Genomic DNA, 24176 nt, shown 5'->3' with positions numbered 1-24176 from the left:
TCACCCCTGCAGTTCGCGCAGTGTCACCGACGGCGGCGCATCGAGCACGCGGCGGGTCGCCCAGAGGCCCGCAACGAGGGTCACGCCGATGCCGAGACCGCCGCCGACCACTGCCAGCGCCCAGTTCGGCCGCCACGGCAGGTCGAACACCTGCACCGCGACGACGCCGGCCAGCACCGACGCGGCAAGCGCGGCGACCACGCCCGACAGCAGGCCGATCGCGGCGAACTCCGAGGCCTGCGCCAGGCGCAGCTGCGCGCGCCGGCCGCCGAGCACGCGCATCACGCCGCCCTCGAGCAGGCGCTCGTCCTGGCTGGCGCTGACCGCTGCCAGCAGCACCAGCACACCGGCCGCGAGCGAGAACCAGAACACAACCTGCACCACGGTCGAGACCTGGTCGGCGGTGCTGCGCACCTGGGTCAGCACCGCGTCGATGTCGACGACCGACAGGTTCGGGAAGCGCTGCACGAGGTCGGCGGTGAAGCGCGGCCGCTCGGGCGGCACCCGCACCGCGGTGATGTGGCTGGCCGGGTAGCCGTCGAGTGCGCCGGGCGAGGCGACGACGAAGAAGTTCGGCCGGAAGCTCTCCCATTCGATGCTGCGCAGGCTGGTGATCGGCGCCTCGAAGCGCTGACCGGCGATGTCGAACGCGATGCGGTCGCCGATCTGCCAGCCCAGGTCCTTCGCGAAGCCCTCCTCGACCGAGAGTTCCGGCGACGCCGGCACGGCACCGCCCCAGAACCTGCCGGCGGTGACGCGGTTGTCGTCGCGCAGTTCGCCCTGCATCGACAGGTTGAACTCGCGCTCGGCCCGGCGCTGGGCCTGGCGGTCCTGCGCCTCGTCGCCGCTGCGCCCCAGGTAGTCGTCGCCACGCACCGGCGCGCCGTTGCGCTCGATCAGGCGCGCGCGGACCATCGGGAACAGCACCGGCGGCTCGACCGCCTGCTCGGCGATGAACCCGCGCACCGCGTCGAGCTGGTCGGGCTGCACGTTGACGATGAAGCGGTTGGGCGCGTCCTGGCCGAGCGCAAGCTGCCAGCGGTCGAGCAGGTCGGTGCGCACGAAGGTCAGCAGCAGCAGCGCCATCAGCCCGAGGCCGAGCGCGCTGATCTGCGCGACGCTGGTGCCCGCGCGTCGGCTGACGTTCGCCAGCCCGTAGCGCAGGCTGCCGCGCAGCCTCGCGCGCAGCGCGCGCACCAGCGCGATCAGGCCCCAGGCGAGCAGCGCCAGCGCCGCGAACGTCGCGGCGATACCGGCCAGCATCGCAGCGCCGAGCGCGGCCGAGCCGGCCTTCCACCACAGCAGCGCGGCCAGACCCGCGAAGCCGGCGACGCCAACCAACCAGGCACTGGGCTCGAAGCCGCCCAGGTCGCGTCGCAGCACGCGCAGCGCCGGCACCCGCCGCAGCGCCAGCACCGGCGGCGCGCCGAAGGCCATCAGCACGACCAGCCCGACGCCATAGCCCTGCAGCGCCGGCAGCGCACCGGCGGCGGGAATCGACAGGCCGAGCAGCGATTCGAGCCAGCGGCCGACGCCCCACTGCAGGCCGAACGCGAGCGCGACCCCCAGCGTGCAGGCGAGCAGCCCGAGCAGCAGCAGTTCGCCGACGTGGATGCCGACCAGCGTGCGCTGCTGCGCGCCCATGCAGCGCATCACCGCGACCGACGACAGGTGCCGCGCCGAATGCTGGCGCGCGGCCATCGCCACGGCGACCGCGGCCAGAATCACCGAGACCAGCGCGGCCAGGCCGAGGAAGCGGCCGGCGCGATCGAGCGAGGATCGCACCTCGGGGCGCGCGTCGCCGATCGTCTCCACGCGCTGCCCGCGGCCCAGTTGCGCACGCGCGGTGCGCGCGAAGCCGTCGACCGCGTCCGCTTCGCCGGCGACGACGAGGCGGTAGCGGATGCGGCTGCCCGGCTGGACCAGGCCGGTAGCCTCGAGGTCGGACAGATGCACGAAGACCTTGGGCGCGACGTTGAAGTAGTCGATCGAGGCATCGGGCTCCTGCAGCACCAGCGCGGCGAGGCGGAAGCTGCGTTCGCCCAGGTGCACCGTGTCGCCGACCGTGGCGCCGAGCGTGTCGGCGCCTGCGCGGCTCATCCACGCGGTCCCGGGCGCGGGCACTGCGCCGGCGTCACGCTCGATGCCGTCGCCGCCGGCGATCCGGAAGCTGCCGCGCAGCGGGAAGCCGTCGCCGAGCGCGCGCACGTCGCCCAGGCGCAGCGTGGCCGCATCGCCCTCGCCGACGCGGATCATGCTGTCGAGTTCGACGGTCTCCACCGCCTGCAGGCCCGGCGCGTCGGCGGCCGCGTGGATCGCGCCGCCGATCGGCGCATCGCCGCGCACCACCGCGTCGCCGCCGAGCAGCCGGTTGGCCTCGATCGCCAGCGCACGCTCGGCGCGATCGGTGACGAAGCCCACCGCCGTCACCGCGACGACCGCCAGCACCAGGGCGGCGAACAGGATGCGGATGTCGCCGGCCTTGAAGTCGCGGCGCAGCTGCCGCCAGGCGAGGCCCGCGATCCTCATGCGGCCAGCGCCTCGTCGGCGACGAGCCGGCCGCTGTCGATGCGCAGGCGCCGGGCGCAGCGCGCGGCCAGGCGGTCATCGTGGGTGACCAGCACCAGCGTGGTCCCCGCATCGGCGTTGAGCGCGAACAGCAGATCGACGATCGCCTGCCCGGTCGCGGTGTCCAGGTTGCCGGTCGGCTCGTCGGCGAACAGCAGCGCCGGCCGGGTCACGAACGCGCGCGCCAGCGCCACGCGCTGCTGCTCGCCGCCCGAGAGCTGACGCGGATAGTGGCCCAGGCGCTCGCCCAGACCGACGCGCTGCAGCACCTCGCGGGCCGGCGCCTCGACGTCGCGGTCGCCGCGCAGCTCCAGCGGCAGCATCACGTTCTCCAGCGCGGTCAGCGACGGCAGCAGCTGGAAGCTCTGGAACACGAAGCCGACCTTCTCGCCGCGCACGCGCGCGCGGCCGTCCTCGTCGAGCGTCGAGATCGGCGCGCCGTCGAGCAGCACGCGGCCCGCGCTCGGGGTGTCGAGCCCGGCCAGCAGCGACAGCAGCGTGCTCTTGCCCGAGCCCGACGCGCCGACGATCGCCACCGTGTCGCCGTGCCCGATGCGGAAGGCCACGTCCTGCAGGATCGTCAACGGGCCCGACGGCAGGTCGACGCGCTTGCCCAGCCCCTCGACGTCAAGCGCCTGGGCCGTCGCGCGCCGGGTTTCATCTTGCATGGGGGGACCGTCGTGCATAGATATCCTTCGATGTTTCGAACAGCGCCGCGGGCGCGCCGGGATCCGCGGCGCCTGCGGCACGACCGGAGAGATGGGATGACACAGGGAACTGCGGCCGCGCGCCGTCCGATGCAAGCGTGGATCGCGCGCTGGATGCTGGCGTGCCTGCTGGCCTTGCCCGTTCTAGCACAGGCCCAGGCCGCGTCGCCGGCCGCGCCGGGCGATCCGGATGCGAAGACGATCCTGGTCATGGGTGATTCACTGTCCGCGGGCTACGGCATGGCCGCCGCGCAGGGCTGGGTCGGCCTGCTCGCGCAGCGGCTGCAACGCGAGTCGCCCGACTGGCGGGTCGTCAACGCGAGCATCTCCGGCGAGACCAGCGCCGGCGGCGCATCGCGGATCGTGCAGGCGGTCGTGCGCGAACGTCCGCAGGTGGTCGTCATCGCGCTGGGCGCCAACGACGGCCTGCGCGGCCTGCCGCTGGCCGAGGCGCGGCGCAACCTGGCGCGGATGATCGGCGCCTCGCAGCACGTCGGCGCACGCGTGCTGCTGGTAGGCATGCGCATGCCGCCGAACCTCGGCCCCGATTACACGCGCGGTTTCGAGGCCAACTACCGGCTGCTCGCCGACACCTTCGACGTCGCGTTGCTGCCGTTCCTGCTCGAGCCGGTCGCCGCCGACCGCGCCAATTTCCAGGACGACAACCTGCATCCCACCGTCGAGGCGCAGGCGAAGATCCTCGACCACGTCTGGCCGGCGCTGCGTCCGTTGCTTGACCCGTAAGCGAGTGCGACAGCCTTGACCCGTAGGCGCGCGCTCGCGCGCGATAGCGCCGAGGTAACGCTCATCGCGCGCGAGCGCGCTCCTACACAGTGCCAGCCTCGCCAGCAGCCGCGCGGGCCACGAGCGGGAGTCGCTCAGGACCGCGCCAGCAGCGGATAGGGATTGACCGGTTCGCCGGTCCACCATTGCCGTTCCGGCGTCAGCCGGAACACCGCGAAATGCAGGTGCGGTGCTGTGGGATCGGCGTTGCCGGTGCTGCCTACGGTGCCGATGACGTCCCCGCGCCGCACGTGCATGCCCTCGGCGATACCGGGCGCATATGCCTGCAGATGGGCGTAGTAGTACGACCAAGTGCCGGTGGGTTCGAACTGGTAGATCGTCAGGCCGCCGCGGTCGCTGGTGAACAGCTTCTCGATGGTGCCGTCGGCCACGGCCAGCACCGGCGTGCCGGCCGGCGCCATGATGTCGAGCGCCTCGTGCTGGCGTTCCTCTCCGCGCGCATCGTCGTAGGTGTCGCGCACGTCGGCGAGCGCGATGCCCTGCACCGGCAACAGCAACGGGGGCGGCGCATCGGGGCCCGCGGACGGCGCTGCGGACACGGGCGTGGGCGTCCCGGCGGGGGCCGCTGCCCCGGCGGCGCCTGGAACCGGTTCGGCGCCCGCTCCGCGCCCGGGCGGCACGGACGAGGCGAGCGACGGGGGCGTCGCGGCGGACGGCGATGTCGCAGGCGATGGCATCGCGACCGGCACCTCCGCCGCCGGCACCGCAGCCCCCTGTGGCGGGGCCCCGCGCCACACGAACGCGGCCACGTTGGCCAACACCAGCACCGCCGCGAGCGCGACCCACAGGCCGATGCGGGTCATGGCCTATTCCTCGAGCAGCACGACGGTGCCGGGGCCGACGACGCCGGCGACGCGGCGCGCACTCCAGTTCGTCATGCGGATGCAGCCATGCGACTGGGTCTTGCCGATGTTGGCCGGTTCCGGGGTGCCGTGGATGCCGTAATGCGGCTTAGACAGGTCGATCCAGACCGTTCCGACCGGGTTGTTCGGGCCGGGCGGCAGCGTGGCCTTGGCATGCCCGGGGTCGGCGTCCCAGAACAGATCCGGGTTGTAGTGGAACGTCGGATTTTCGGCGACGCCCTCGATCTTCCATTCACCGATCGGCAGGGGATCGCGCTCGGTGCCGGTCGACGCCGGAAACTGCGCGTAGACCTTACCGGCGGCATCGACCAGGCGCACGACCGAATCGGACTTGCTGACGACCACGCGTTCGGGCTTGGCCAGTTCACCGGCGTCGGCGACGTTCGGCACCACGATGCGCGCGCCGGCGCGGAAACTGCGTCCGGGATTGGGCCGGCGCAGCAGTGCGGGCGAGGCGTGGAAGCGCTCGCCCAGCGCCTCGGCGACGGACTCGAACCCCAGCGCGTCGCGCTTGGCCTGCGCCATCATGTCGTCGGGCACACGCGCGAACGGTCCGGCGACATCGTCCGCCGTGAGCGTGTGCGCGACCAGCGCGGGCGCGCCGTCGCCGGTCAACGCGTCCCAGGTGCGCGCATCGAACTCGCCGCTCGCCTCCAGCCCGCGATGGCGCTGGAACGCGAGCACCGCGCGCCGGGTGTTGGTCCCGCCGCGCGCGTCGATCTCGCCCGGGGAGAAATGCGCACGGTCGAGCAGGACCTGGGCGCGCAGCATCGCGGCGTCGCCGGCACCGGCATCGGCCGCGTTGACGGACTCGGCGGTCAGCGCGGCGTTCGTCCCGGCGTTCGCTTGGCCCGAGGCAGGTTGGGCGCGGTCCTGGGCGATGGCCGGCGTGCAGGCCAGCAGCAGTGCGAGCCCGCCGCACAGCCAGCGTGCGCGCGTGTTCCGGGATGGCGTCATGGCGACAGTCCTTCGGCGTGGAATGCCCGCATGGTTCCGGGCGGCGTGCGGCCGCCACGTGAAACCGCCCGCCTCGCGTTCAGCGAGCCGGGCAGCGCAGCAGCGACGAGTCCCGCCGCCATGCCGGATCGTCCGCGTACGCGAACAGCAGCTGCCCGTCCTTGAGATCGTCGATCACCGCACGCGCGACGGCGGTGCGCACCGCCGGGCATCCCCAGCTGCGGCCCAGCCGCCCCTGGCGCCGGGCCTGCGCCGGGTCCACGTAGTCGGCGCCATGCATGACGATCAGCCGCTCGCGCGCACGGCCGTTGACGCCCGGCTCAAGCCCGTCCATGCGCAGCGAGTAACCGTTCTGGCCGGTGTAGGTCTCGGCCATCGCGAACAGGCCCAGGCTCGACTGGTAGCTGCCCTCCACGTCGGAGAACACGGTCGGACGGTTGCCGCCGCTGCCGCGCCCATGGGCGACGTGCTCGGCATGCAGCAGCCGCGCCCGCGGGACGTCGAACACCCACAGGCGAACCTCGGTCGACGGCCGCGAATAGTCGATCACCGCCAGGCGGCGGCCCACGTCGCGCGTACGGGCCGCGCACGCACGCGCCTGCAACGCGAGCGACAGCACCTCGCGGTCGAGTGCCGGCGCGGCCGCCGCGAGGCGGTCGAGCCGGTCGTCGGCGAGGCACGGCGACAGGGCGCACAGACCGATCAGCAGGGCGAGCACGGATCGCATCGGCATAGCCTACGCGGCCCGCCGGGACGCGCTCTGAACGGGATGGAACGGGCGAGCGCGCCCGCCCGGCTTTTGATTGCGGGTTCAGCGCGGCCGGCGCATCCTCGCTCCCAGTCTCTTCCGCATCGGGCAGGAGCACCGCAATGAACCGAACCCCCCTCGCCTGGCTGCTGGCCGCCGCGCTGACCGCGATCGCCTCGCCGGTCCTGGCCCGCAGCGACGTCACCGATCCGGAGATCCCGCGATCGCTGCCGGGCGACAGCCCGGTGTCGGTGCAGTGGACCGATCCGGACGCGTTCTCCGACATCCGCCACAGCGGCAACCGCTGGGAGGCCCGCCGCGGCAACTGGGTCGTGCAGATCGCCGAACACGTGCGTCGGCGCGCCGAGCGCGAACTCCCGGCCGGCAGCACGCTGGAGGTCACGATCCGCGACATCCGCCGCGCCGGCATGTACGAGCCCTGGCGCGGTCCCCAGCTCGACCGCGTACGGATCATCAAGGACCATTACCCGCCGCGGATCGACCTGGACTTCGTACTGCGCGACGCATCGGGCGCGGTGGTCGCAGAGGGTCCGCGCGAACTGCGCGACATGGGCTTCCTGCAGCGCGCCGGCAGCACGATGAGCAGCGACGCGCTGCGCTACGAGAAGCAGCTGATCGACGACTGGCTGCGCCGCGAGCTGCGCCCGGCGCTGGCGATGACGCAGCGCTGAGGATCTGCACCATCTTCGAAGAGTAAAGGCCGCGCACCGCGCGGCCTTTTTTCGTGGGTTCCGGTCCGCTTTTCGTGGATGCGGGTCCGTGGGAGCGCGCTCGCGCGCGATGGCGCCTTTCCGGTGAAGCCCGATCGCGCGCGAGCGCGCTCCTACAGGAGGGCTGAAGGAAGGCCGAGTCGTCGCGTGAACTCGCGACCCGCGGCACATCCCCGCCACCTCCGGCTCACCGGAGGTGGCAGACGCACGCCCGCCGTCAGCGCACCACGTTGAGGAAGTGGATGTGGCGCTGGTACTGGTCGAGCACGTCGTGGATCAGTTCGTCGCGACGCCAGCCCATCACATCGTAGTCCTGTCCGCCCTCGCGCAGGTGCACTTCGGCGCGGTAGTAGCGATCCGACTCCTTCCGGCGACGCCGCGGGTCGTCGAGCATGAAGCTCGGCGGCTCGTATGACACCGGCCGCACCGAGTAGTAGAAGTCCATCTCCTCGCCATGGCCGACCTGCAGCCAGACGCGGCCGTCCTCGCCTTCCTCCACCGAGACCTCCAGCCCCTGCCGGCGCAGTTCCGCGGCCACGTCATCGAAGGCCGGCTTGACCTGCGCCTGCAGGAACGTGAGCACTTCCTTCTGCAGCGGGTGGTGGGCCAGCGCACGCAGGCGCGCCTTCCAGTCACCGCCGCCGGTGGCGACCGGCGCGATCCGCGCATCGCGGATGCTCGTGCGCTTCACGACCTCCACCCGCATCGCCTTCACCATGCCCCAGCACATCAGAATCATGACGATGGTGAACGGCAGTGCGCTCGCGATCGTGCCGGCCTGCAACGCCGACAGGCCGCCCGCGATCAGCAGGGCGATCGCGATCGCACCGACGAGCAGGGCCCAGAAGATCCGCTGCCACACCGGGGATTCCTCCTCGCCCTTGGACGACAGCATGTCGATCACCAGCGCGCCCGAGTCGGCCGAGGTCACGAAGAAGATCACCACCAGCAGCGTCGCGACCGCCGAGGTGATCGACGACAGCGGATAGTCTTCGAGGAACTGGAAGATCGCGACCGAGCTGTCGGCGGCGACCGCCTCGACCAGGCCCTGGCTGCCTTCGACCATGACCTGGTACAGCGCGCTGTTGCCGTAGATCGTCATCCACAGGAACGTGAAGCCGAGCGGCACCAGCAGCACGCCGACGACGAACTCGCGGATCGTGCGGCCGCGCGAGATCCGTGCGATGAACATGCCGACGAACGGCGACCAGGCGATCCACCAGCCCCAGTAGAACAGCGTCCAGCCGCCCAGCCAGGTCGGACGCTGATCGTAGGCATAGAGGTTGAACGTCATCGCGAACACGTTCGAGATGTACATGCCGGTGTTCTGGACGAACGCCTGCAGCAGGTAGACCGTCGGGCCGGCCACCAGCACGAACGCGAGCAGTGCGACGGCCAGGATCATGTTGAGCTCGGACAACCTGCGAACCCCCCGATCGAGCCCGCTGAACACCGAGCCGGTCGCGATCAGCGTGATCACGATGATCAGCACCACCTGCACGCTCGTGCTCACGGTCACATCGAACAGATAGTTCAGGCCGGCGTTGATCTGGATCACCCCCAGGCCGAGCGACGTGGCGAGACCGAAGATCGTCCCCAGCACCGCGAACGTGTCGACCGCGTGCCCGATCGGGCCGTGGATGCGTTCGCCGATGATCGGATACAGCGACGAGCGGATACGCAGCGGCAGGCCGTGCCGGTACGCGAAGTACGCCAGCGACAACGCGACCACCGCGTAGATCGCCCACGCGTGTACGCCCCAGTGGAAGAACGTGATGCGCATCGCCTGGCGGGCGGCGGCAATCGTCTGCGCGTCGCCGACAGGCGGATCGGCATAGTGCATGATCGGTTCGGCGACGCCGAAGAACATCAGCCCGATGCCCATGCCGGCCGCGAACAGCATCGCGAACCAGGTCACGTAGTTGTAGTCGGGCCGGCTGTGGTCCGGTCCGAGGCGCAGCTTGCCGAACTGGCTGACCGCGATGCCGACGATGAAGACGAGGAAGCCGGCGACTGCGAGAATCGTGAACCAGCCGGCGTCCTCGGCGACCCAGGTCTTGGCGCGGCTGAACACGGTCTCCGACGCCTCCGGGGCGATGAACGACATCGCGACCAGCGCCAGTACGATCAGTGCCGACGGAAAGAAGACGGGACCGAGGATGCGCGAGTGCCAGCGTTCTTGGGGTGCGGCCGGATCGATGTCCGGATGCACGTTGGAGTCGTTCATTGGATAAACCCTCGAGACGGGACGCGGTGGCACAGCGCGATGAGCCTGCGCCGTGAACCGCCGCGTCCGGGTGAAAACGCCGGCCGGGCCGGCGGTGCGACGATCGGCCCGGCCCTGCGGGCCGGGCGGCGGATCAGAAGTAGAAGCCGACGTTGACGTTGAGCCGCGAGTGCCAGCCGTCATTGGCCGGGTCGCGCACGCCGATGCCCGGCCCGCCCGCGAACCACATGTTCTTGCCGGCGATCCAGTCGACGTAGGTCAGCATCGGGCCCTTGCCGAAGCTGCAGCCGGTGACGTTCTGGATCGAGTCGCGCAGGCCCGGATCGCCGCCGACCGGCAGCGTCGCGCTGGCGTTGTTGTAGCAGGTGATGCTGTCGAACCAGCCGGTGCGCTGCACGGCCCACGCGACGTTGAACGTCGGCACGTCGGCCTGCGAGGCGATCTCGAACGGGAACAGGAACGCCGACATCGCGATCCGGGATTCGGGATTGTCGTAGCGGTAGCGGGCCCACTGCGCCTGCAGCGTCAGCGGTCCGCGCGTCCACTGCCCGTGCACCGCCGCGCCGGTGTGATCGTAGGTGCGGCCGTCGACGCGCTGCTCGATGCGACCGGCGAACGCCGAGCCGCCGAGCGCGATCTCCCATCCGTTCGAATCGAGTGCGCGCTCGTAGCGCACGATCGCGCGCTCGCGTTCGCGATAGGGCAGGTCTTCCGTCGTCGCCACGTCGAACGAATAGCGGTCGAAGTTCGCGCCCGTACCGTACTCGTCGCCGGCGAACACGCCCGCGTGCCATTGGTGCGCACCGGAGCGCCGCTGCCACACCACGCCGAGGTCGTAGTCGTCCTCGATACCGAGGTAATAGCCCGAGCCGAACCAGAAGCTGTGCGAGGCCGTGGGCAGCAATCCGAACGGGACCTGCTGGACGCCTGCGCGGAGGTCGGAGACGGCGCCGCCGTCGCGCCCGTCCTCCAGGCGCCAGCCCGCATAGGCGTGGTGCACGGCATCGAAGCCGTCGTACCAGCGGTACTGGAGCGAGAAGAATGCCGGACCGGCGTTGCCGCGGGCATCAATCCGGAGCAGCTCGAGTTCTGGCCCGCTGCTGGGCCCGTAATCGAGCCAGCCGTAATTGAAGCGGACCGCGCCGCCGAGTTCGAAACCAGGCGCTTCGTCGACATCATCCTGGGCCCATGCCACAGGCGCCGCAGCGACGAAAACACCACACAACAACCACCTGAAACCGCGCGAAATCACGACGGGTCTGCCCTCCTCGAGAAACTCGTAAATGCAATGCAGACCGACCATTTTAACGATTCCTGCACAAAACCCCAAATCGCCGGATCGTCCGGACCCGCCAAATCCGCTGGAAAAGCAGTGGTTTTCAACCAGCGTGGGATATGCAACGCGCACGCGCGCAATCCCGCGGACATATTGGAAATCGACCGACCTTGCAAATGGCCAGAACGAAAGGACCGACGACGTCGCCGTGCGGCACCGCTTGGGGGCGCTATGATCCTCGCCCCACGATAATGCGGACGTGCACGGTGTCATGACCGTCTATGTCGACGACGCGGTACACCCCTGGCGCGGCGAACGCTGGGCGCACCTGCTGGCCGACACACTCGACGAGCTGCATGCGTTCGCCGCGCGTCTGGGCATCCCGCGCCGCGCATTCCAGAACCGCACCAGCGGCGCCCACTACGACGTCACCGCCGCGTTGCGCGAGCGGGCGATCGCGCTCGGCGCGATGCCGATCTCGCGACATCGCGACCGCGCGCTGGTGCGGGCCGTGATCGACAACGCGCGGCGCCAGGGGCGCGGACTCGCGCCGTGATCGCGGCCCGCGCGGGATGAAGCCGGCGGGCGGCGGCGGTATCCTTCCGCCCTCTCCGCTCGCGACCCGACCGCCATGACCGATACGCCGCCCGACCGCCTGTCCAACGATCCCCGCAGCCCGCACTACGACGCTGACGCGATGAACCGCGGCATCGGCATCCGGTTCAACGGCAACGAACGCCGCGACGTCGAGGAGTACTGCGTCAGCGAAGGCTGGATCCGGGTCGCCGCGGGCCGCGCGCTCGACCGCCGCGGCCAGCCGCTGACGGTCAAGCTCAAGGGCACGGTCGAGCCCTACTTCCACCTCGAGGCCTGATCGACGCCGGGCGCGTGCCACGACGCGTGCGCACGGTCAGCCGCCGCCGCTGACCTCGGCGACGATGCGGTCGGTGATCGCCTGCACCTGCTTGACGGTCATCGGCGCGAAGATGCCCTGCCAGGCGCTCGAGGTCGTGTCGTAGCTGCGCGTGGCGACGACCCGGCCACCCGGCATCTGCACGAACTGCGCGCTGGCCTTGATGTGCGCGTTGCCGGTCATCACGCCGAGCCCGTAGCGGGCACCGGTGGAGACGTAGCGGTAGCTGTCCACGCGCAGCGCGACCACGACGCCCGGCGGATCGAGCGCGGCCGGCCGGCTGTCGCGCACGCTGCCCTGCAGGCCCGCCGCGGACGCCGAATGGCGCATCGCCTCGTCCCACAGTGCGCGAAATTCCGACCAGTCTTCCGATGCGCGGGCTGCGTCGCTGCCGTCGACGACCAGCACGATCTGGCGCACGTCGCCGTCGATGGCGACCGGCTCGACCGGCACGCCGGCCGGTCGCTGCACGGTGGCCGCGCAGGCCGACAGCAGCGCAGCGGCCGCGAGCAGGCACAGGGAACGGGCTGCGCGCGGCAGGCGCGCGGGCACAACGGAAGGGTTGGCATGCATGGCAAGGCCTCGTCGGATGGCTGGCATCGCGCGCCCCCGGTACGCTCCCCCTGCGCGGCGTCCGGTGCGCGCGCCCGCAGCCTAGCGCGGGCGCATTCGGGTCGTGTGAAGCCGGCGGATGCGATTCGAACCCTGCGCAGGCCCCGTAGGAGCGCGCTTGCGCGCGATGGGATTTGCCGAGAAAGCTTCATCGCGCGCGAGCGCGCTCCTACACGAGAGCACTCGGTCAGAGCAGCCCGTCGCGCTTGACCGCGAGGTAGCGCTCGACGAGCGCGGACGGCAGTTCCTCGCCGGTGACGTCGAGCACGGTCACGCGATGGTTGCGCAGCGCGTCGTGCGCCGCCTTGCGCTGGGCGAGGTAGCGCGCGGTGGCGCCGGCGCGCACCGCGTCGTCGTGGTCGCGTACCTCGGCGTCGAGCACCTCGTCGAGCGCGCGCTCGCGCAGGGACGCGACGATCACCAGATGCCGCTTCTGCAGCATGCGCACGGCCGCTAGCACGTCCTCGATGTCCTCGTCGCGCAGATTGGTGACCAGCATCAGCAGGCCGCGCCGGCGCTGGCGCAGCGACAGTTCGGTCGCCGCGCTCAGGTAGTCGGTCGCCACCGCCTGCGGCTGCAGGTCGTAGCTCACGCGCAGCAGCGTGTCGACCGCGCCCATGCCGCGCTGCGGCGCCATCCAGCGTGCGTCGCCGCCGGTCGCGAACAGCCCGACCGCGTCGCCCTGGCGCAGCGCGAGATAGGACACCACGAGCGCGGCGTCGAGCGCGTGGTCGAAATGCGAGAGCGCGCCGTCCTGGGCGAGCATCCGCCGCCCGGTGTCGAGCACGACGACCAGTTGCTGGTTCTTCTCGTCCTGGTACTCGCGCGAGATCAGCTTGCGCGCGCGCGAACTGGCCTTCCAGTCGATCTGGCGCAGGCTGTCGCCGACGCGGTACTCGCGCATCTGGTGGAAATCGGTGCCCTCGCCGCGCCGGCGCTTGATGTGCGCGCCGACCAGCCGCGAGGCCTTGTCGGCGCTGAGCAGCGCGAAGCGGGTCAGCGGCGCGAAGTTCGGGAACACGCGCACGTGCTGCGCCGTACCGGCGATCCGCCGCTGCCGCCACAGCGCCAGCGGCGAGCGCAGCCGCAGCTGCACGCCCGCGAATGCCGCCTGGCCGCGCTCGGTCGGACGCAGCCGGTACTCGACCCGCGCGACCGTGCCTGGCGCGAGCCGCAGCCGCCGCGGCAGGCCGGCGACCTCCCAGCCCGCCGGATGCAGGTCGTGCACGTCCAGGTGCTGGGCACGCGCGCCGCCCTCGAGCTGCAGCACAACGTCGCGGGCCACGCCGATCGGCCAGGCCTCGGGCATCGCGCGCACGACGTCGGGCGTGGGACGGCGCACGAGCAGCGCCAGGTCGCCGATCGACAACGCGAGCAGCGTGGCGCCGAGCGCCTGCCACGGCAGCACCGCCGGCGGCCACAGCGAGGCCGCCACGCCGGCCAGGCCCCAGACCACGAGCAGGCCGACCAGAACCGGCGCCGGCCTCATGCGATCGCTTCCCGCTGGTGCAGCCCGAGCCTCATCGACGCGGCGCTTCGACCTTGGCCAGCACCGCCTCCAGCACCTGGTCGGCGTTCTGGCCCTCGATCTGCAGTTCGGGCGCGAGCGCGATGCGGTGGCGCAGCGCGGGCGTCGCGATCTCGCGGATGTCGTCGGGGGTCACGAAGTCGCGCCCGGCCAGCACCGCCTGCGCGCGGCCGGCACGCACCAGCGCCAGGCTGCCGCGCGGACCCGCGCCCAGCGCGATGCCCGGCCAGCGCCGGGTCGCGCCGGCGATGCGCACCGCGTAGTCGACGACCGCCGCATCGACGACGGTCGCCGCCGTGCCCTGCTGCAGCGCGACGATCTCGCCCGGCGCCAGCACCGTCCCCAGCTGCGAGAGGTCGAAGTCGGCGGCGACCTTGCCGCCGCTGATCGCGGTCACCATCGCGACCTCGTCGTCGTGTTCGGGATAGTCGATCAGCACCTTGAGCAGGAAGCGGTCGAGCTGTGCCTCGGGCAGCGGGTAGGTGCCTTCCTGCTCGACCGGGTTCTGCGTGGCCAGGGTCATGAACGGCGGCGGCAGCTCGAAGCCGTGGCCCTCGATCGTGACCTGCTGTTCCTGCATCGCCTCGAGCAGCGCGGACTGGGTCTTGGCCGGCGCGCGGTTGATCTCGTCGGCCAGAAGCAGGTTGGTGAAGATCGGCCCGCGGCGCACCACGAACGTCTCGCTCTTGGTGTCCCAGACCGCGTGGCCGCTGACGTCGCTGGGCATCAGGTCGGGCGTGAACTGCACGCGCGCGAAGTTGCAGCCCAAGGCGGCGGCCAGCGCGCGCACCAGCAGGGTCTTGCCGAGGCCGGGCACGCCCTCCAGCAGCACGTGGCCGCCGGCGAGCAGCGCGACCAGGATCTGGTCGAGCACCTCGGGCTGGCCGATGAAGGCCTTGGCCACCTCGTCGCGCACGGCGGCGACGCGTTCGGCGAGGGCGTCGCCGGTGATCGGGGCGGGCGGGGACGCGGGCAGTTCGCTCATGGTCGGGGTCTCGTCAGGTTCGATCTCATCTGGATCAGGCGGGCGATGCGCTGGCGCAGTGCCGCGGCATCGTCGGGCTTGGGCGCGAGCAGGGCCTGGCGGACCTCGCGCGGCGTCAGGCCGGTGCGTGCGGCGATCGCCTCGTCGCGGGCCTCGCCCTCGAGCGAGGCGGCGAGCGGGTCGCGCCGGCGCAGGCGGGCCAGGAACGCCGCGCGGACCGCGTCGTGGAGCAGCGGCGCCCGGCCGTAGCGCACCAGGTGCTCGCCGCTGGCGCGCACGTGCTCGAGCAGCGCCCGGCGCGCGGGCGGCGGCGACGGCAGCAACGGCCCCAGCCGCTGGGTGCGCATCCACAGCCAGGCCGCCAGCGCCAGCAGCAGCGGGCCCCAGGCCATCCAGCCGCGCGTGAGCAGCAGGTACCACAGCGGCGGCACGCTGGCCGCGTAGACCAGGTGCACCGTGCCCCGGCCCCAGTTCGGCGCCAGCACCTGGCGCGCGAGCATCCAGTGCGGGCCCTCGCGCAGCGCGTCGTTGGCGAGGAAATCCATGTCCGCGAGCACGTCGACCCAGCCGTCGCCGCAGTCGAAGCGGGCGTAGGCCAGGCCGTCGTCCGGGTCGCCCCAGAACAGCCACGGCTCGGCCTCGTCGAGCAGGAAACGACGACCCGAGCAGAACTCGGTATGCGGCGGCTGGCCCTCGATCCGCAGGTGTTCGCATGCCACGCCGCCGTCGACCAGTTGCACGCCCAGCGCGCCGAGCAGCGTGCGCGGCCGCGCGGCCCCGTCGCGCAGCCGCGGCGGCGGGGTGCGCACGACCAGGTGGCCGCCGGCGACCACCCAGTCGACCAGCGTGTCGATCTCCCCGGGCGTCATCGCGCCCGGATCGCCGTACACCACCAGCGTGTCGTGCGTCGCCAGCGCGATTTCACCCAGGCGCAGGCGCTGGCGCGACTGCGCCGGCACGCCGGCCTCGCGGAGCGCCTGGCGCAACGCGTACAGCGGGTTGTAGGCCGCTTCGCCGCGCGGCGGCAGCGTGCGCTCCTCGTCGACGCGTTCGTGGGTGTGCAGGAACCACGCCACGCCCAGCGCCAGCGCGAGCGCCGCCAGCAGCCCCAGCCCGATGCGCAGCGGCCAAGCCATCAGGCCTGCCACCCGAACCGGGGCGCGAGCGCAGCGACCAGCGCCTCGAAGCCGCCATCGTCGGGCAGCCGCCCGCCGTACGCGGCGCGCTGCCAGACCCGCACCATGGCCGCGAACGCGTCGCGGTCGTCGGCGTCGGGCATGCGCCGCGACACACGCAGGCACTGCGCCTCGGTCGCGCCCGGCACCAGCGCCACGCCGGCGCGCTCGGCCATCGCCTCGACGCTGCCGCGGTACAGCAGCGCCAGCGCACGGCGCCGCTGGCCGGAGGACCACAGGCCGCGCGCGGTCGCGACCAGGTCGTCGGGCAGCGCCTCGGGCAGCGGCGGCGCCGCGTCGACGACGATCTCGCTGTCCTCGGCCGGCACGGCGAGCCCGTCGCGCATCCACGGCCACCAGCGGCGCGCGGTCAGCGCCAGCGCCAGCACCAGCAGCCCGAGCAGGATCCACAGCCCGTACTCGGCAATCAGCGCGAACAGCTGCGCGATCCCTGCGAACAGGCCCGGGTTCAGCCCGTTGCCGCCGTCGCGCTCCGGGGTGTCGTCGCGGTCCTTGGGCTGCCAGCGCCGCTCGATGCGCCGGTTGTCGAGCAGCGGGTCGGCGTACGCGCGCTCGACCGCGTCGCCGAAGCCGGCGTCGTCGGCGAGCTGGTCGTCGAACACGTCGTGCAGCGAGGCCGCCGACGGTGCGTCACGTTCGCGCGCCTGGTCCTCGTGCGTCCAGGTCTTGGTCGGCGCCAGCGGGTCGTCGGCCGGTGCGTCCTGCGCATGCGACGGTCCGGCGGCCAGCAGCAGGCCAGCCAGCAGCGCGACTGCGAACGTCGGTGCGGCCGGCGCGATCCGCGCACGCAGCCGCCGGAACGCGATCTCCAGGTCCCAGGCCTCGAGCTGCGTGCGCCGGTTGAGGTACAGGCCGAAGCCCGCGCCGACCTGGAACGGCGCGACCAGCCCGATCGCCAGCCACAGCGCCAGGTTGCCCAGCAGTTGCACCCAGCGCGGGGGCTGCTCGGTGACCAGCGCCCACATCGCACGCGCCGATTCCGACAGCAGCTCGGCCGGCACGAACATCAGCACCAGCGATGCCAGCGACAGCAACAGCAGGCCGACGAACGCCTGCCCGATCACCGCCAGCAACAGCGCATGCCCGCCGACGCCGTCGACCAGCAACGCGCGCCGCTGCGCCAGCGCCGGACCGCGCAGGCCCTCGAGCAGCGCGACCGGCAGGCTCACCGCACGCCAGGGGCTGAACCGCCGCCAGGTCAGGTAGCCGAGCAGCGGACGCCAGCCCCAGCGCAGCTGCGCGGCGATCGTCTGCCGCAGCCGCGGCGCGGCGCCGAACACCGCACGCGAGAGCACGAACAGCGGAATGCGGTCGAGCAGCGGCGCCAGCCACCACAGCGCCAGCGTCGCCAGCCACAGCCGGTCGAGCGCCCAGGCCGCGGCGTTGACCGCGAGAAACAGCGGCAGCGCGCACAGCAGCCACGGGCCCCAGATCGCCGCCGCGTGCCGGCGCACGAGCGCGTTGCCCAGCTCCATCGCCTCCCACGCGGTGCGCGGGCGCAACTCGACCTGCACGGTCTCAACGCGCATCGCCGCCTCCGCGCCCGCCGCGCCACAGCCACAGCAGCACCAGAAGCCACAGCCCGCCACCGACGCCGAAGCGCACGGGGTCGGGAATCGCACCGGTCGACGACCAGAACGCCTCGACGAAGGCGGCGAACACCAGCATCACGAGGATCCCGATGCACAGCCGTCCGCCGTCGCGCCCGGCCTGCACCAGCGCGTCGACCCGGCGCAACTGGCCGGGCGCGACCAGCGCCAGCCCCAGCCGCAGGCCACCGGCACCGGCGATCACGATCGCGGTCAGTTCCGGCGCCGAATGGCCGACCACGAAGCGCCAGAACGGCCCGCCGTGGCCGATCGCCTGCAGATGCCCGGCGATCACGCCGAAGAACACGCCGTTGAACAGCAGCACGAAGATCGTGCCGATGCCGGCCAGCAGCCCGCTGGCGAACGTGCGGAAACCGATGCTGACGTTGTTCCAGATGTAGTAACCGAACATCTGCACGTCGGTCTGGCCGGAGCGGTCGAACGCGGCGTCCGCGCCCGCCGGGTCGTACATCGCCTCCATCTCCGCCAACTGGGACGGCGAGAGCACCGTGTACGCCAGTTCCGGCCACTGCAGCACCAGCACGAACAGCAGCACCATCGGCAGCGCGAACAGCGCCAGCGACGCCCACAGGCAGCCGCGCTGCGCGCGCACCAGGCGCGGGAACTCGGCCAGCAGGAACAGCAGCGCGCGCCGCCACGGCGGCGGCGGCGGGCGGTACATCACCGCGTGGCCGCGCTGCATCAGCGCCTGCAGCCGCGCGGTGACCTGCGGGCTGTAGCCGCGCCGGCGCGCGAGCGCCTGCTGCTGGCACAGCCGGCGGTAGCGCGAGGGGATCTCCTCGTCGGCCAGGCCGTCCCAGTCGACACGGCGACCGCGCGCGCGACGCGGGCTGGCCGCGCGCGCATCGAGCCAGCGCTCGAACGCATCCCATTCGGCCGCGTGGCGGGCGATGAAGCTGTCCTGCCTCATGCGCGCCGGCCCAGCAGCCAGTTCGCCACGCCCAGCAGGCGCAGCACGCCGACCTCGCCGCGCGCGCCGGTCACCGGCGCGACCACGTCGGCCAGTTCCTGCTGACGCCCGGGCGTGAGCGTGTGCGCGCGCTCGGCGAATGCGATCACCGCGATCTGCTCGTGCGCCTGCAGCGGCATCGCCGGCGCCTGCGGCAGGATCTCCAGCGCCTGCGGCAGCGCACGGTCGCGCGGCGCGTGGATCACCAGCGTGCCGGCGACCATGTCGCCGAGCCGCCGGCTCCACGGGTCGGCCAGGCAGGCGACGAGCCCGGCGCCGTAGGCGACCGGCAGCATGTCGACAGTGCGCATCAGGTTGCGCACGAAGCTGGCCATCCAGCCGATCGGCGCGCCGTCGGCCGAGACCACGCGCAGCGACAGCGCGCGCTTGCCTGGCGTCTGGCCGCCGGCCAGCGCCTCGAACAGCACCGGATAGCCCCAGAAGATCACGAACAGCGTCACCATGTAGACGCCGGAGCCGAAGCGCCCCAGCAGTCCCAACACGATCGACGCGGCCAGCAGCAGCACGCCGCGGATCCCCAGGTCGATCAGCCACGCGACCGCGCGCGGCACCGGCCCGGCGGCCGGCAGCTGCAGCGCCACGCCCTCGGGCGTGTGCACCTCGCGCACGGTGTCGAGCATCGCCGCTCGCGCGCCCGCACGGTCCGCCGCCGCTGCCTCCATGCGCCCACGTTCCCTCGTGCCGGTCATGCGTCGTGCGTCGTCCCGTCAGGCCGTCGCCGCGGCGAGGTACTCGTCCTTGAGCCGGACGTAGTGGGCGGCGCTGTAGTGCAGGCCCTCGATCTGCGCCTCGGTGAGCCGGCGCACGCAGCGCGCGGGGTTGCCGACCCACAGTTCGCCCTCGCCGACCTCCCGGCCGGGCGGCACCACCGCACCGGCGCCGATCATCGCGTGACGGCCGATAACGACACCGTCGAGCACGATCGCGCCCATGCCGACCAGCACCGCGTCGCCGATCGTGCAGGCGTGCAGGATCGCCTTGTGCCCCACCGTGACGTCGCTGCCGACGAGCGTCGCGAAGCCGCCGAGCCTGGCGTGCGGGCCGGCGTGGCTGACGTGGATCACGGTGCCGTCCTGCACGCTGGTGCGCGCGCCGATGCGCACGTGGTTGACGTCGCCGCGGATCACCGTGCCGGGCCAGACCGAGACGTCGTCGTCCAGGTGCACGTCGCCGATCACGGTCGCGGCCGGATCGACGTAGACGCGGGCGCCGAGCCGCGGGGCGATGTCGCGATAGGGACGCAGGTTCATCGCGCGAGTATGCCTGCCCGGCCGTGGCTTTGCCGCCATCGCGGTGCCCGCGCGCGCGGCGCCCTACACTCGCGGCATGACCGAGCCCGCCGCCGACACGCCCGCGCACGCACTGCGCCCGACCCTCGACGCGCTGCGCGCGGCCTGGCGTGCGCAGCGCCCCGGCGTCGCCCAGCGCCGCGACGACCTCGCCCGACTGCACGCTGCGCTGCGCGGGCGGCTGGACGCGATGGCCGACGCGATCTCGGCCGACTTCGGCCACCGCTCTCGGCACGAGAGCCTGCTCGCCGACGGCATGACCGTGCTCGGCGAGATCGACCGGCTGCGCCGCCACCTGCGCCGCTGGTCCAAACCGCGCCGGGTCGGCGCCGGCTGGCGGCTGTGGCCGGCGCGCGCCGAGGTCCGCCCGATGCCGCTGGGCGTGGTCGGCGTGATCGCGCCCTGGAACTACCCGGTCAACCTGGCGCTGATCCCGCTGGCGACCGCGATCGCGGCCGGCAACCACGTCTACCTCAAGCCGTCCGAGCGCACGCCGCGCACCAGTGCGTTCCTGCGCGCGCTGCTGGCCGAGGTGTTCCCTGCCGACCGCGTCGCGGTGGCGCTGGGCGGGCCGGACGTCGCGGCCGCATTCTCGGCGCTGCCGTTCGACCACTTGGTGTTCACCGGCTCGACCGCCACCGGCCGCAAGGTCATGGCCGCCGCCGCCGAACATCTGGTGCCGCTGACGCTGGAGCTGGGCGGCAAGTCGCCGGCGATCGTATGCCCGGACTACCCGCTCGCGCGCGCCGCCGCGCGGTTGGTCACCGGCAAGCTGTTCAATGCCGGCCAGACCTGCATCGCGCCGGACTACGTGCTGGTCGAGGCGGACCGTCGCGACGCGCTGGTCGAGGCGCTGCGCGCCGAGGTCGCGCGGCGCTACGCGCAGCCGCAGGCACGCGAGCGGGACTACACGCACCTCGTCGACGCCGCCGCGCACGATCGGCTGCAGGGCCTGCTCGACGATGCCGCCGCGCGCGGCGCGACGGTGCTGCCGCTGCTCGAGACGGTCGATGCGCGCGCGCTGGCGCCGACGCTGGTGCTCGACCCGGACGAGGACGCGGCGCTGATGGGCGAGGAGATCTTCGGGCCCGTCCTGCCGATCCTCGGCTACCGGACGCTGGACGAGGCGATCGCCTACGTGGCCGCGCGCGACCGCCCGCTCGCGCTCTATCCCTTCGGCGACCGCGGGCAAGCCGAGGCCGTGCTCGCCGGCACGCTGGCCGGCGGGGTCACCGTCAACGACACGCTGCTGCACTTCGCCGCCGACCGGCTGCCGTTCGGCGGCGTCGGTGCCAGCGGCATGGGCGCCTACCACGGGCGCGCCGGCTTCGACGCGATGACCAAGGCGCTGCCGGTGCTGTGGCAGCGCCCGGTCGCGGCGACCGACTGGCTGCGCCCGCCGTACGCGCGACTGTCGCAGCTGATCGACCGGCTGGTGCGCTGAGCGCACGCGTACAATCGCGTGCCGTCGTCCGCGCGCCGTGCCCATGAAGATCGCCAGCTGGAACGTCAACTCGCTCAACGTCCGCCTGCCACACCTGGAGCAGTGGCTGCGCGAGGCGCAGCCCGACGTCGTCGGCCTGCAGGAAACCAAGCTCGAGGACGCGAAGTTCCCCGATTCGGCGCTCGCCGCGCTCGGCTACCGCAACGTGTTCTCGGGGCAGAAGACCTACAACGGCGTCGCGCTGCTGGCGCGCGAGCGTGCGATCGCCGACGTGCAGATCGGCATCCCCGGCTTCGAGGACGACCAGAAGCGGGCGATCGCCGCGACGATCGACGGCGTGCGCGTGATCGACCTCTACGTTGTCAACGGCCAGGCCGTGGGCACCGAGAAGTACGCCTACAAGCTGCGCTGGCTCGAGGCGGTGCACGACTGGGTCGCGCGCGAGCTCGCGACCCATCCGCAACTGGTGGTGCTGGGCGACTTCAACATCGCGCCCGATGCGCGCGACGTGCATGACCCCGAGGTCTGGAACGACGCCCACATCCTGACCTCGACCGCCGAGCGCGACGCGTTGCGCCGGCTGCAGGCGCTGGGCCTGCACGACGCGTTCCGCCTGCACCACGACCAGGGTGGGATGTTCAGCTGGTGGGACTACCGGCAGGCCGCGTTCCGCCGCGACCTCGGCCTGCGCATCGACCTGACGTTGGTCTCCGATGCACTGCGCGAGCGCACGCTCGCCTCGGGCATCGATCGCGAGCCGCGCACCTGGGACCGGCCCAGCGATCACGCGCCGGCCTGGGTCGAACTGCGCCTGGACCGATAGCCGCGAGAAAAAGCAGACAGCACGCGCCACTATCCGAAGTGGACCTCCCATTGCCAATTCGGTAGAAGAGCGAAAAATCGACGCTGACCCTCCCGTTTTGGGATCAGCGCCGGAACAGATTGACGATCGCCAGCAGGATCACCGCGCCAAGAAACGCGGTGACCAGGAAGCCGAACCAGCCGCCGCCCACGCTCAGGCCGATCATCGGCAGCAGCCAGCCGCCGATGAAACCGCCGACGATGCCGACCACCACGTTGAGCACGATGCCCTGCCGGCGGCTGGTGCGCATCAGCAGGCTCGCCAGCCAGCCGGCGATGCCGCCGACGAACAGGTAGACCACCCAGGACCAGAACGACGAAGGTTCCACGGCAGCAAATCTCCAGTAGAAGAAACGCCGCGCGCGATGCGCGGCGGCGATGGAAGGTAGCGCGCTCAGCCCGCCGCGTCGCCCAGCAGCGCCTCGAGCGCGGCGCGCGGCAGCTTGCCGGTCTCATTGCGCGGCAACGCGTCCACGCGGCGCAGCCGCCGCGGCAGGAACACCGGATCGGTGCTCTCGCGTAATGCGGCCAGCAGCGCGGTGTCGTCGAGCGCGGAGTCGGCGACGACCACCGCCGCGATCCGGCGCACGCCATAGGCATCGGCGGTCGCGGCCTGGCAGATCACGCCGTCGCGCACGCCGTCGATCGCCAGCAGCCGACGCGTCAGGTCGGCCAGCGAGGCGCGCTTGCCGGCGATCTCGATCATGTCGGCCTGTCGGCCGCGCAGCACGAAGCGGCCCTGCGCGTCGAGCTCGACGATGTCGGCCAGCATCCGCGGTTCGGGCAGGTGCGGCGCGGCGACCAGCGTGCCGTCGGGCACCGGCTGCAGGCGCACGCCCGCGAACGGGGTCCACGCGATCTCGCGGGCAGTCCGGCGGCGGGCGAAGATACAGGTCTCGGTCGATCCGAACAGCTCGCGCACCTCGCAGCCGAAGCGCGCCTCGGCCTGCGCAGCGAGCGCCTGCGGCAGCGGCGCGGTCGCGGTGACGATCGCGGCCAGCGGCGGCAGCGCCACGCCCGAGTCGACCAGCGTGCGCAGGTGCACGGGCGTGGTCACCAGCAGCGCCGGCGTCGGCGCATCGCGCAATGCCGCGGCGATGTCCTCGGGGAAGAACGGCCGCGCCCCGTGCACGGCCGCATCGCCCAGCAGCGGCAGCAGCACCGACAGTTCCATGCCGTACATGTGCTGCGGCGGCACCGTCGCCACGACCGGCAGCGTGCCCGCGCCGTGCAGGTCGGCCAGCGCCGCCAGGTTCTGCGCGGTGCTGGCGTGGAAGCTGCCCCAGGTCTTGGCGTTCGCCGCCGGCACGCCGGTGCTGCCGGAGGTGAAGCCGATCGCGACCACGGCCTCGGCGTCCAGCGTGGGCATCCCGCCGCCGGGCGCCAGCGGCAGCACGTCGGGCAGGCGCACGTAGTGCGGCGGCATCGCGGCCGGCTCCGCCTCGCCCGCGGCGTCGCAGCCGCAGTCGTCGCGATCGCCGATGCAGTAGCTGTCGGGATGCCGCGCACGCACGTCGTCGATCGCCCCGCGCGTGCGCGAAGGCGGCAGCAGCGTGGTCTGGCCGCGCAGCGCGACCGCGCAGAACGCGACCAGGAAGCGGTAGCGGTCCTCGCACAGGTTCAGCGCGTACGGCGCCTCGGGCAGCGACGCGGCCACCCCGCGCACGTGCGCCAGGAACGTCGCCAGCGGCACCGGGCCGTCGCCGCCGAATGCGATCGCGCGCTGGCCGTCGCCGCCGGCCAGCGGCAGCCGGCGGGCACCGTCGACCGCCGCGAAGCCCGCGCCCCCCTGTTCCCACACGACTGCCGACATCCGCGCTGCGCTCCTCGTGGCCTGGCCCGCGCGCCCCGGCGGCATCGCGTCTCCGACGTTTTAGCTTACGCTGG

At 72.5% G+C, this 24176-nt stretch carries 23 protein-coding genes; 6 read left to right on the top strand and 17 right to left on the bottom strand.

The annotated features are described in order from the left end of the window. Entirely contained in the window at window positions 1-2529 is a 2529-nt protein-coding gene (locus WQ56_RS13705) for an FtsX-like permease family protein (protein WP_047137690.1), read from the bottom strand. Then, window positions 2526-3236: an ABC transporter ATP-binding protein gene (locus WQ56_RS13700; protein WP_047137689.1), complete on the bottom strand. Its 711-nt coding sequence runs from the start codon at window positions 3234-3236 to the stop codon at window positions 2526-2528. Before WQ56_RS13700 ends, WQ56_RS13705 begins: the two co-directional genes overlap by 4 nt. Before the next feature lie 96 nt (window positions 3237-3332). On the opposite strand from WQ56_RS13700, the gene WQ56_RS13695 reads away from it, so the two are divergent. Then, entirely contained in the window at window positions 3333-4019 is a 687-nt protein-coding gene (locus WQ56_RS13695; RefSeq protein ID WP_231583423.1) for an arylesterase, read from the top strand. A gap of 134 nt (window positions 4020-4153) precedes the next feature. Here the strand turns inward: WQ56_RS13695 and WQ56_RS13690 are convergent, their stop codons facing one another. The 3 genes from WQ56_RS13690 to WQ56_RS13680 all read right to left on the bottom strand — a co-directional run bounded on the left by WQ56_RS13690 (window position 4154) and on the right by WQ56_RS13680 (window position 6626). Beyond that, window positions 4154-4882 (bottom strand): M23 family metallopeptidase, encoded by a 729-nt coding sequence (locus WQ56_RS13690; RefSeq protein WP_052773013.1) that lies wholly within the window; start codon window positions 4880-4882, stop codon window positions 4154-4156. Between the two features lie 3 nt (window positions 4883-4885). Continuing rightward, a complete protein-coding gene (locus WQ56_RS13685; protein ID WP_047137688.1) occupies window positions 4886-5899 on the bottom strand; it encodes a L,D-transpeptidase in 1014 nt (337 codons plus the stop codon). Between the two features lie 79 nt (window positions 5900-5978). After that, entirely contained in the window at window positions 5979-6626 is a 648-nt protein-coding gene (locus tag WQ56_RS13680) for a murein L,D-transpeptidase catalytic domain family protein (protein WP_156170546.1), read from the bottom strand. A 143-nt stretch (window positions 6627-6769) separates the two neighbouring features. Between WQ56_RS13680 and WQ56_RS13675 the strand changes: the two genes are divergently transcribed. Beyond that, window positions 6770-7339, top strand: coding sequence for a DUF3016 domain-containing protein (locus WQ56_RS13675; protein WP_047137687.1), 570 nt, complete (start codon window positions 6770-6772; stop codon window positions 7337-7339). Window positions 7340-7595: 256 nt separating this feature from the next. Here the strand turns inward: WQ56_RS13675 and betT are convergent, their stop codons facing one another. After that, window positions 7596-9605, bottom strand: coding sequence for a choline BCCT transporter BetT (gene betT / locus WQ56_RS13670; RefSeq protein ID WP_047137686.1), 2010 nt, complete (start codon window positions 9603-9605; stop codon window positions 7596-7598). A gap of 133 nt (window positions 9606-9738) precedes the next feature. Next, window positions 9739-10800 (bottom strand): hypothetical protein, encoded by a 1062-nt coding sequence (locus tag WQ56_RS13665; RefSeq protein ID WP_231583422.1) that lies wholly within the window; start codon window positions 10798-10800, stop codon window positions 9739-9741. A gap of 352 nt (window positions 10801-11152) precedes the next feature. Between WQ56_RS13665 and WQ56_RS13660 the strand changes: the two genes are divergently transcribed. Continuing rightward, on the top strand, window positions 11153-11437 hold the full coding sequence (locus tag WQ56_RS13660; protein WP_047137684.1) for a DUF4031 domain-containing protein: 285 nt from the start codon (window positions 11153-11155) through the stop codon (window positions 11435-11437). 75 nt (window positions 11438-11512) lie between these two features. After that, window positions 11513-11755 (top strand): DUF3297 family protein, encoded by a 243-nt coding sequence (locus WQ56_RS13655; protein ID WP_047137683.1) that lies wholly within the window; start codon window positions 11513-11515, stop codon window positions 11753-11755. 36 nt (window positions 11756-11791) lie between these two features. Here WQ56_RS13655 and WQ56_RS13650 read toward each other — a convergent pair whose 3' ends face one another. The 8 genes from WQ56_RS13650 to WQ56_RS13615 form a co-directional block, all read right to left on the bottom strand. Further along, window positions 11792-12367: a DUF4410 domain-containing protein gene (locus WQ56_RS13650; RefSeq protein WP_197076493.1), complete on the bottom strand. Its 576-nt coding sequence runs from the start codon at window positions 12365-12367 to the stop codon at window positions 11792-11794. 226 nt (window positions 12368-12593) lie between these two features. Then, window positions 12594-13895 carry a DUF58 domain-containing protein gene (locus WQ56_RS13645; RefSeq protein WP_047137681.1) on the bottom strand — a complete coding sequence of 434 codons (1302 nt, stop codon included), beginning with the start codon at window positions 13893-13895 and terminating at the stop codon, window positions 12594-12596. Window positions 13896-13926: 31 nt separating this feature from the next. Beyond that, entirely contained in the window at window positions 13927-14919 is a 993-nt protein-coding gene (locus WQ56_RS13640; RefSeq protein WP_047137680.1) for a MoxR family ATPase, read from the bottom strand. Beyond that, window positions 14916-16055 carry a DUF4350 domain-containing protein gene (locus WQ56_RS13635; protein WP_047137679.1) on the bottom strand — a complete coding sequence of 380 codons (1140 nt, stop codon included), beginning with the start codon at window positions 16053-16055 and terminating at the stop codon, window positions 14916-14918. Before WQ56_RS13635 ends, WQ56_RS13640 begins: the two co-directional genes overlap by 4 nt. After that, window positions 16055-17644 (bottom strand): DUF4129 domain-containing protein, encoded by a 1590-nt coding sequence (locus WQ56_RS13630; RefSeq protein ID WP_047137729.1) that lies wholly within the window; start codon window positions 17642-17644, stop codon window positions 16055-16057. Before WQ56_RS13630 ends, WQ56_RS13635 begins: the two co-directional genes overlap by 1 nt. After that, a complete protein-coding gene (locus WQ56_RS13625; RefSeq protein WP_047137678.1) occupies window positions 17634-18635 on the bottom strand; it encodes a stage II sporulation protein M in 1002 nt (333 codons plus the stop codon). The genes WQ56_RS13630 and WQ56_RS13625 overlap by 11 nt, the downstream gene beginning before the upstream one ends. Beyond that, window positions 18632-19315, bottom strand: a complete 684-nt coding sequence (locus tag WQ56_RS13620) for an RDD family protein (protein WP_047137728.1) — start codon at window positions 19313-19315, stop codon at window positions 18632-18634. Before WQ56_RS13620 ends, WQ56_RS13625 begins: the two co-directional genes overlap by 4 nt. 87 nt (window positions 19316-19402) lie before the next feature. Further along, entirely contained in the window at window positions 19403-19945 is a 543-nt protein-coding gene (locus tag WQ56_RS13615; RefSeq protein WP_047137677.1) for a gamma carbonic anhydrase family protein, read from the bottom strand. A gap of 76 nt (window positions 19946-20021) precedes the next feature. On the opposite strand from WQ56_RS13615, the gene WQ56_RS13610 reads away from it, so the two are divergent. After that, a complete protein-coding gene (locus WQ56_RS13610) occupies window positions 20022-21428 on the top strand; it encodes a coniferyl aldehyde dehydrogenase (RefSeq protein WP_047137676.1) in 1407 nt (468 codons plus the stop codon). Window positions 21429-21471: 43 nt separating this feature from the next. Then, window positions 21472-22251 carry an exodeoxyribonuclease III gene (gene xth, locus WQ56_RS13605; RefSeq protein WP_047137675.1) on the top strand — a complete coding sequence of 260 codons (780 nt, stop codon included), beginning with the start codon at window positions 21472-21474 and terminating at the stop codon, window positions 22249-22251. Between the two features lie 103 nt (window positions 22252-22354). Here xth and WQ56_RS13600 read toward each other — a convergent pair whose 3' ends face one another. Together WQ56_RS13600 and WQ56_RS13595 are read right to left on the bottom strand one after the other, a co-directional pair. Next, window positions 22355-22540, bottom strand: coding sequence for a GlsB/YeaQ/YmgE family stress response membrane protein (locus WQ56_RS13600; protein ID WP_082132421.1), 186 nt, complete (start codon window positions 22538-22540; stop codon window positions 22355-22357). Between the two features lie 143 nt (window positions 22541-22683). Continuing rightward, window positions 22684-24102, bottom strand: a complete 1419-nt coding sequence (locus WQ56_RS13595; protein WP_082132412.1) for an AMP-binding protein — start codon at window positions 24100-24102, stop codon at window positions 22684-22686. Window positions 24103-24176: the final 74 nt, after the last annotated feature.

It is taken from the genome of Luteimonas sp. FCS-9, from assembly GCF_001014645.1.
Lineage (GTDB): Bacteria > Pseudomonadota > Gammaproteobacteria > Xanthomonadales > Xanthomonadaceae > Luteimonas.
The sequence above is the reverse complement of the archived record's forward strand: the minus strand, read 5'-3'. Positions and strand labels throughout refer to the sequence as shown.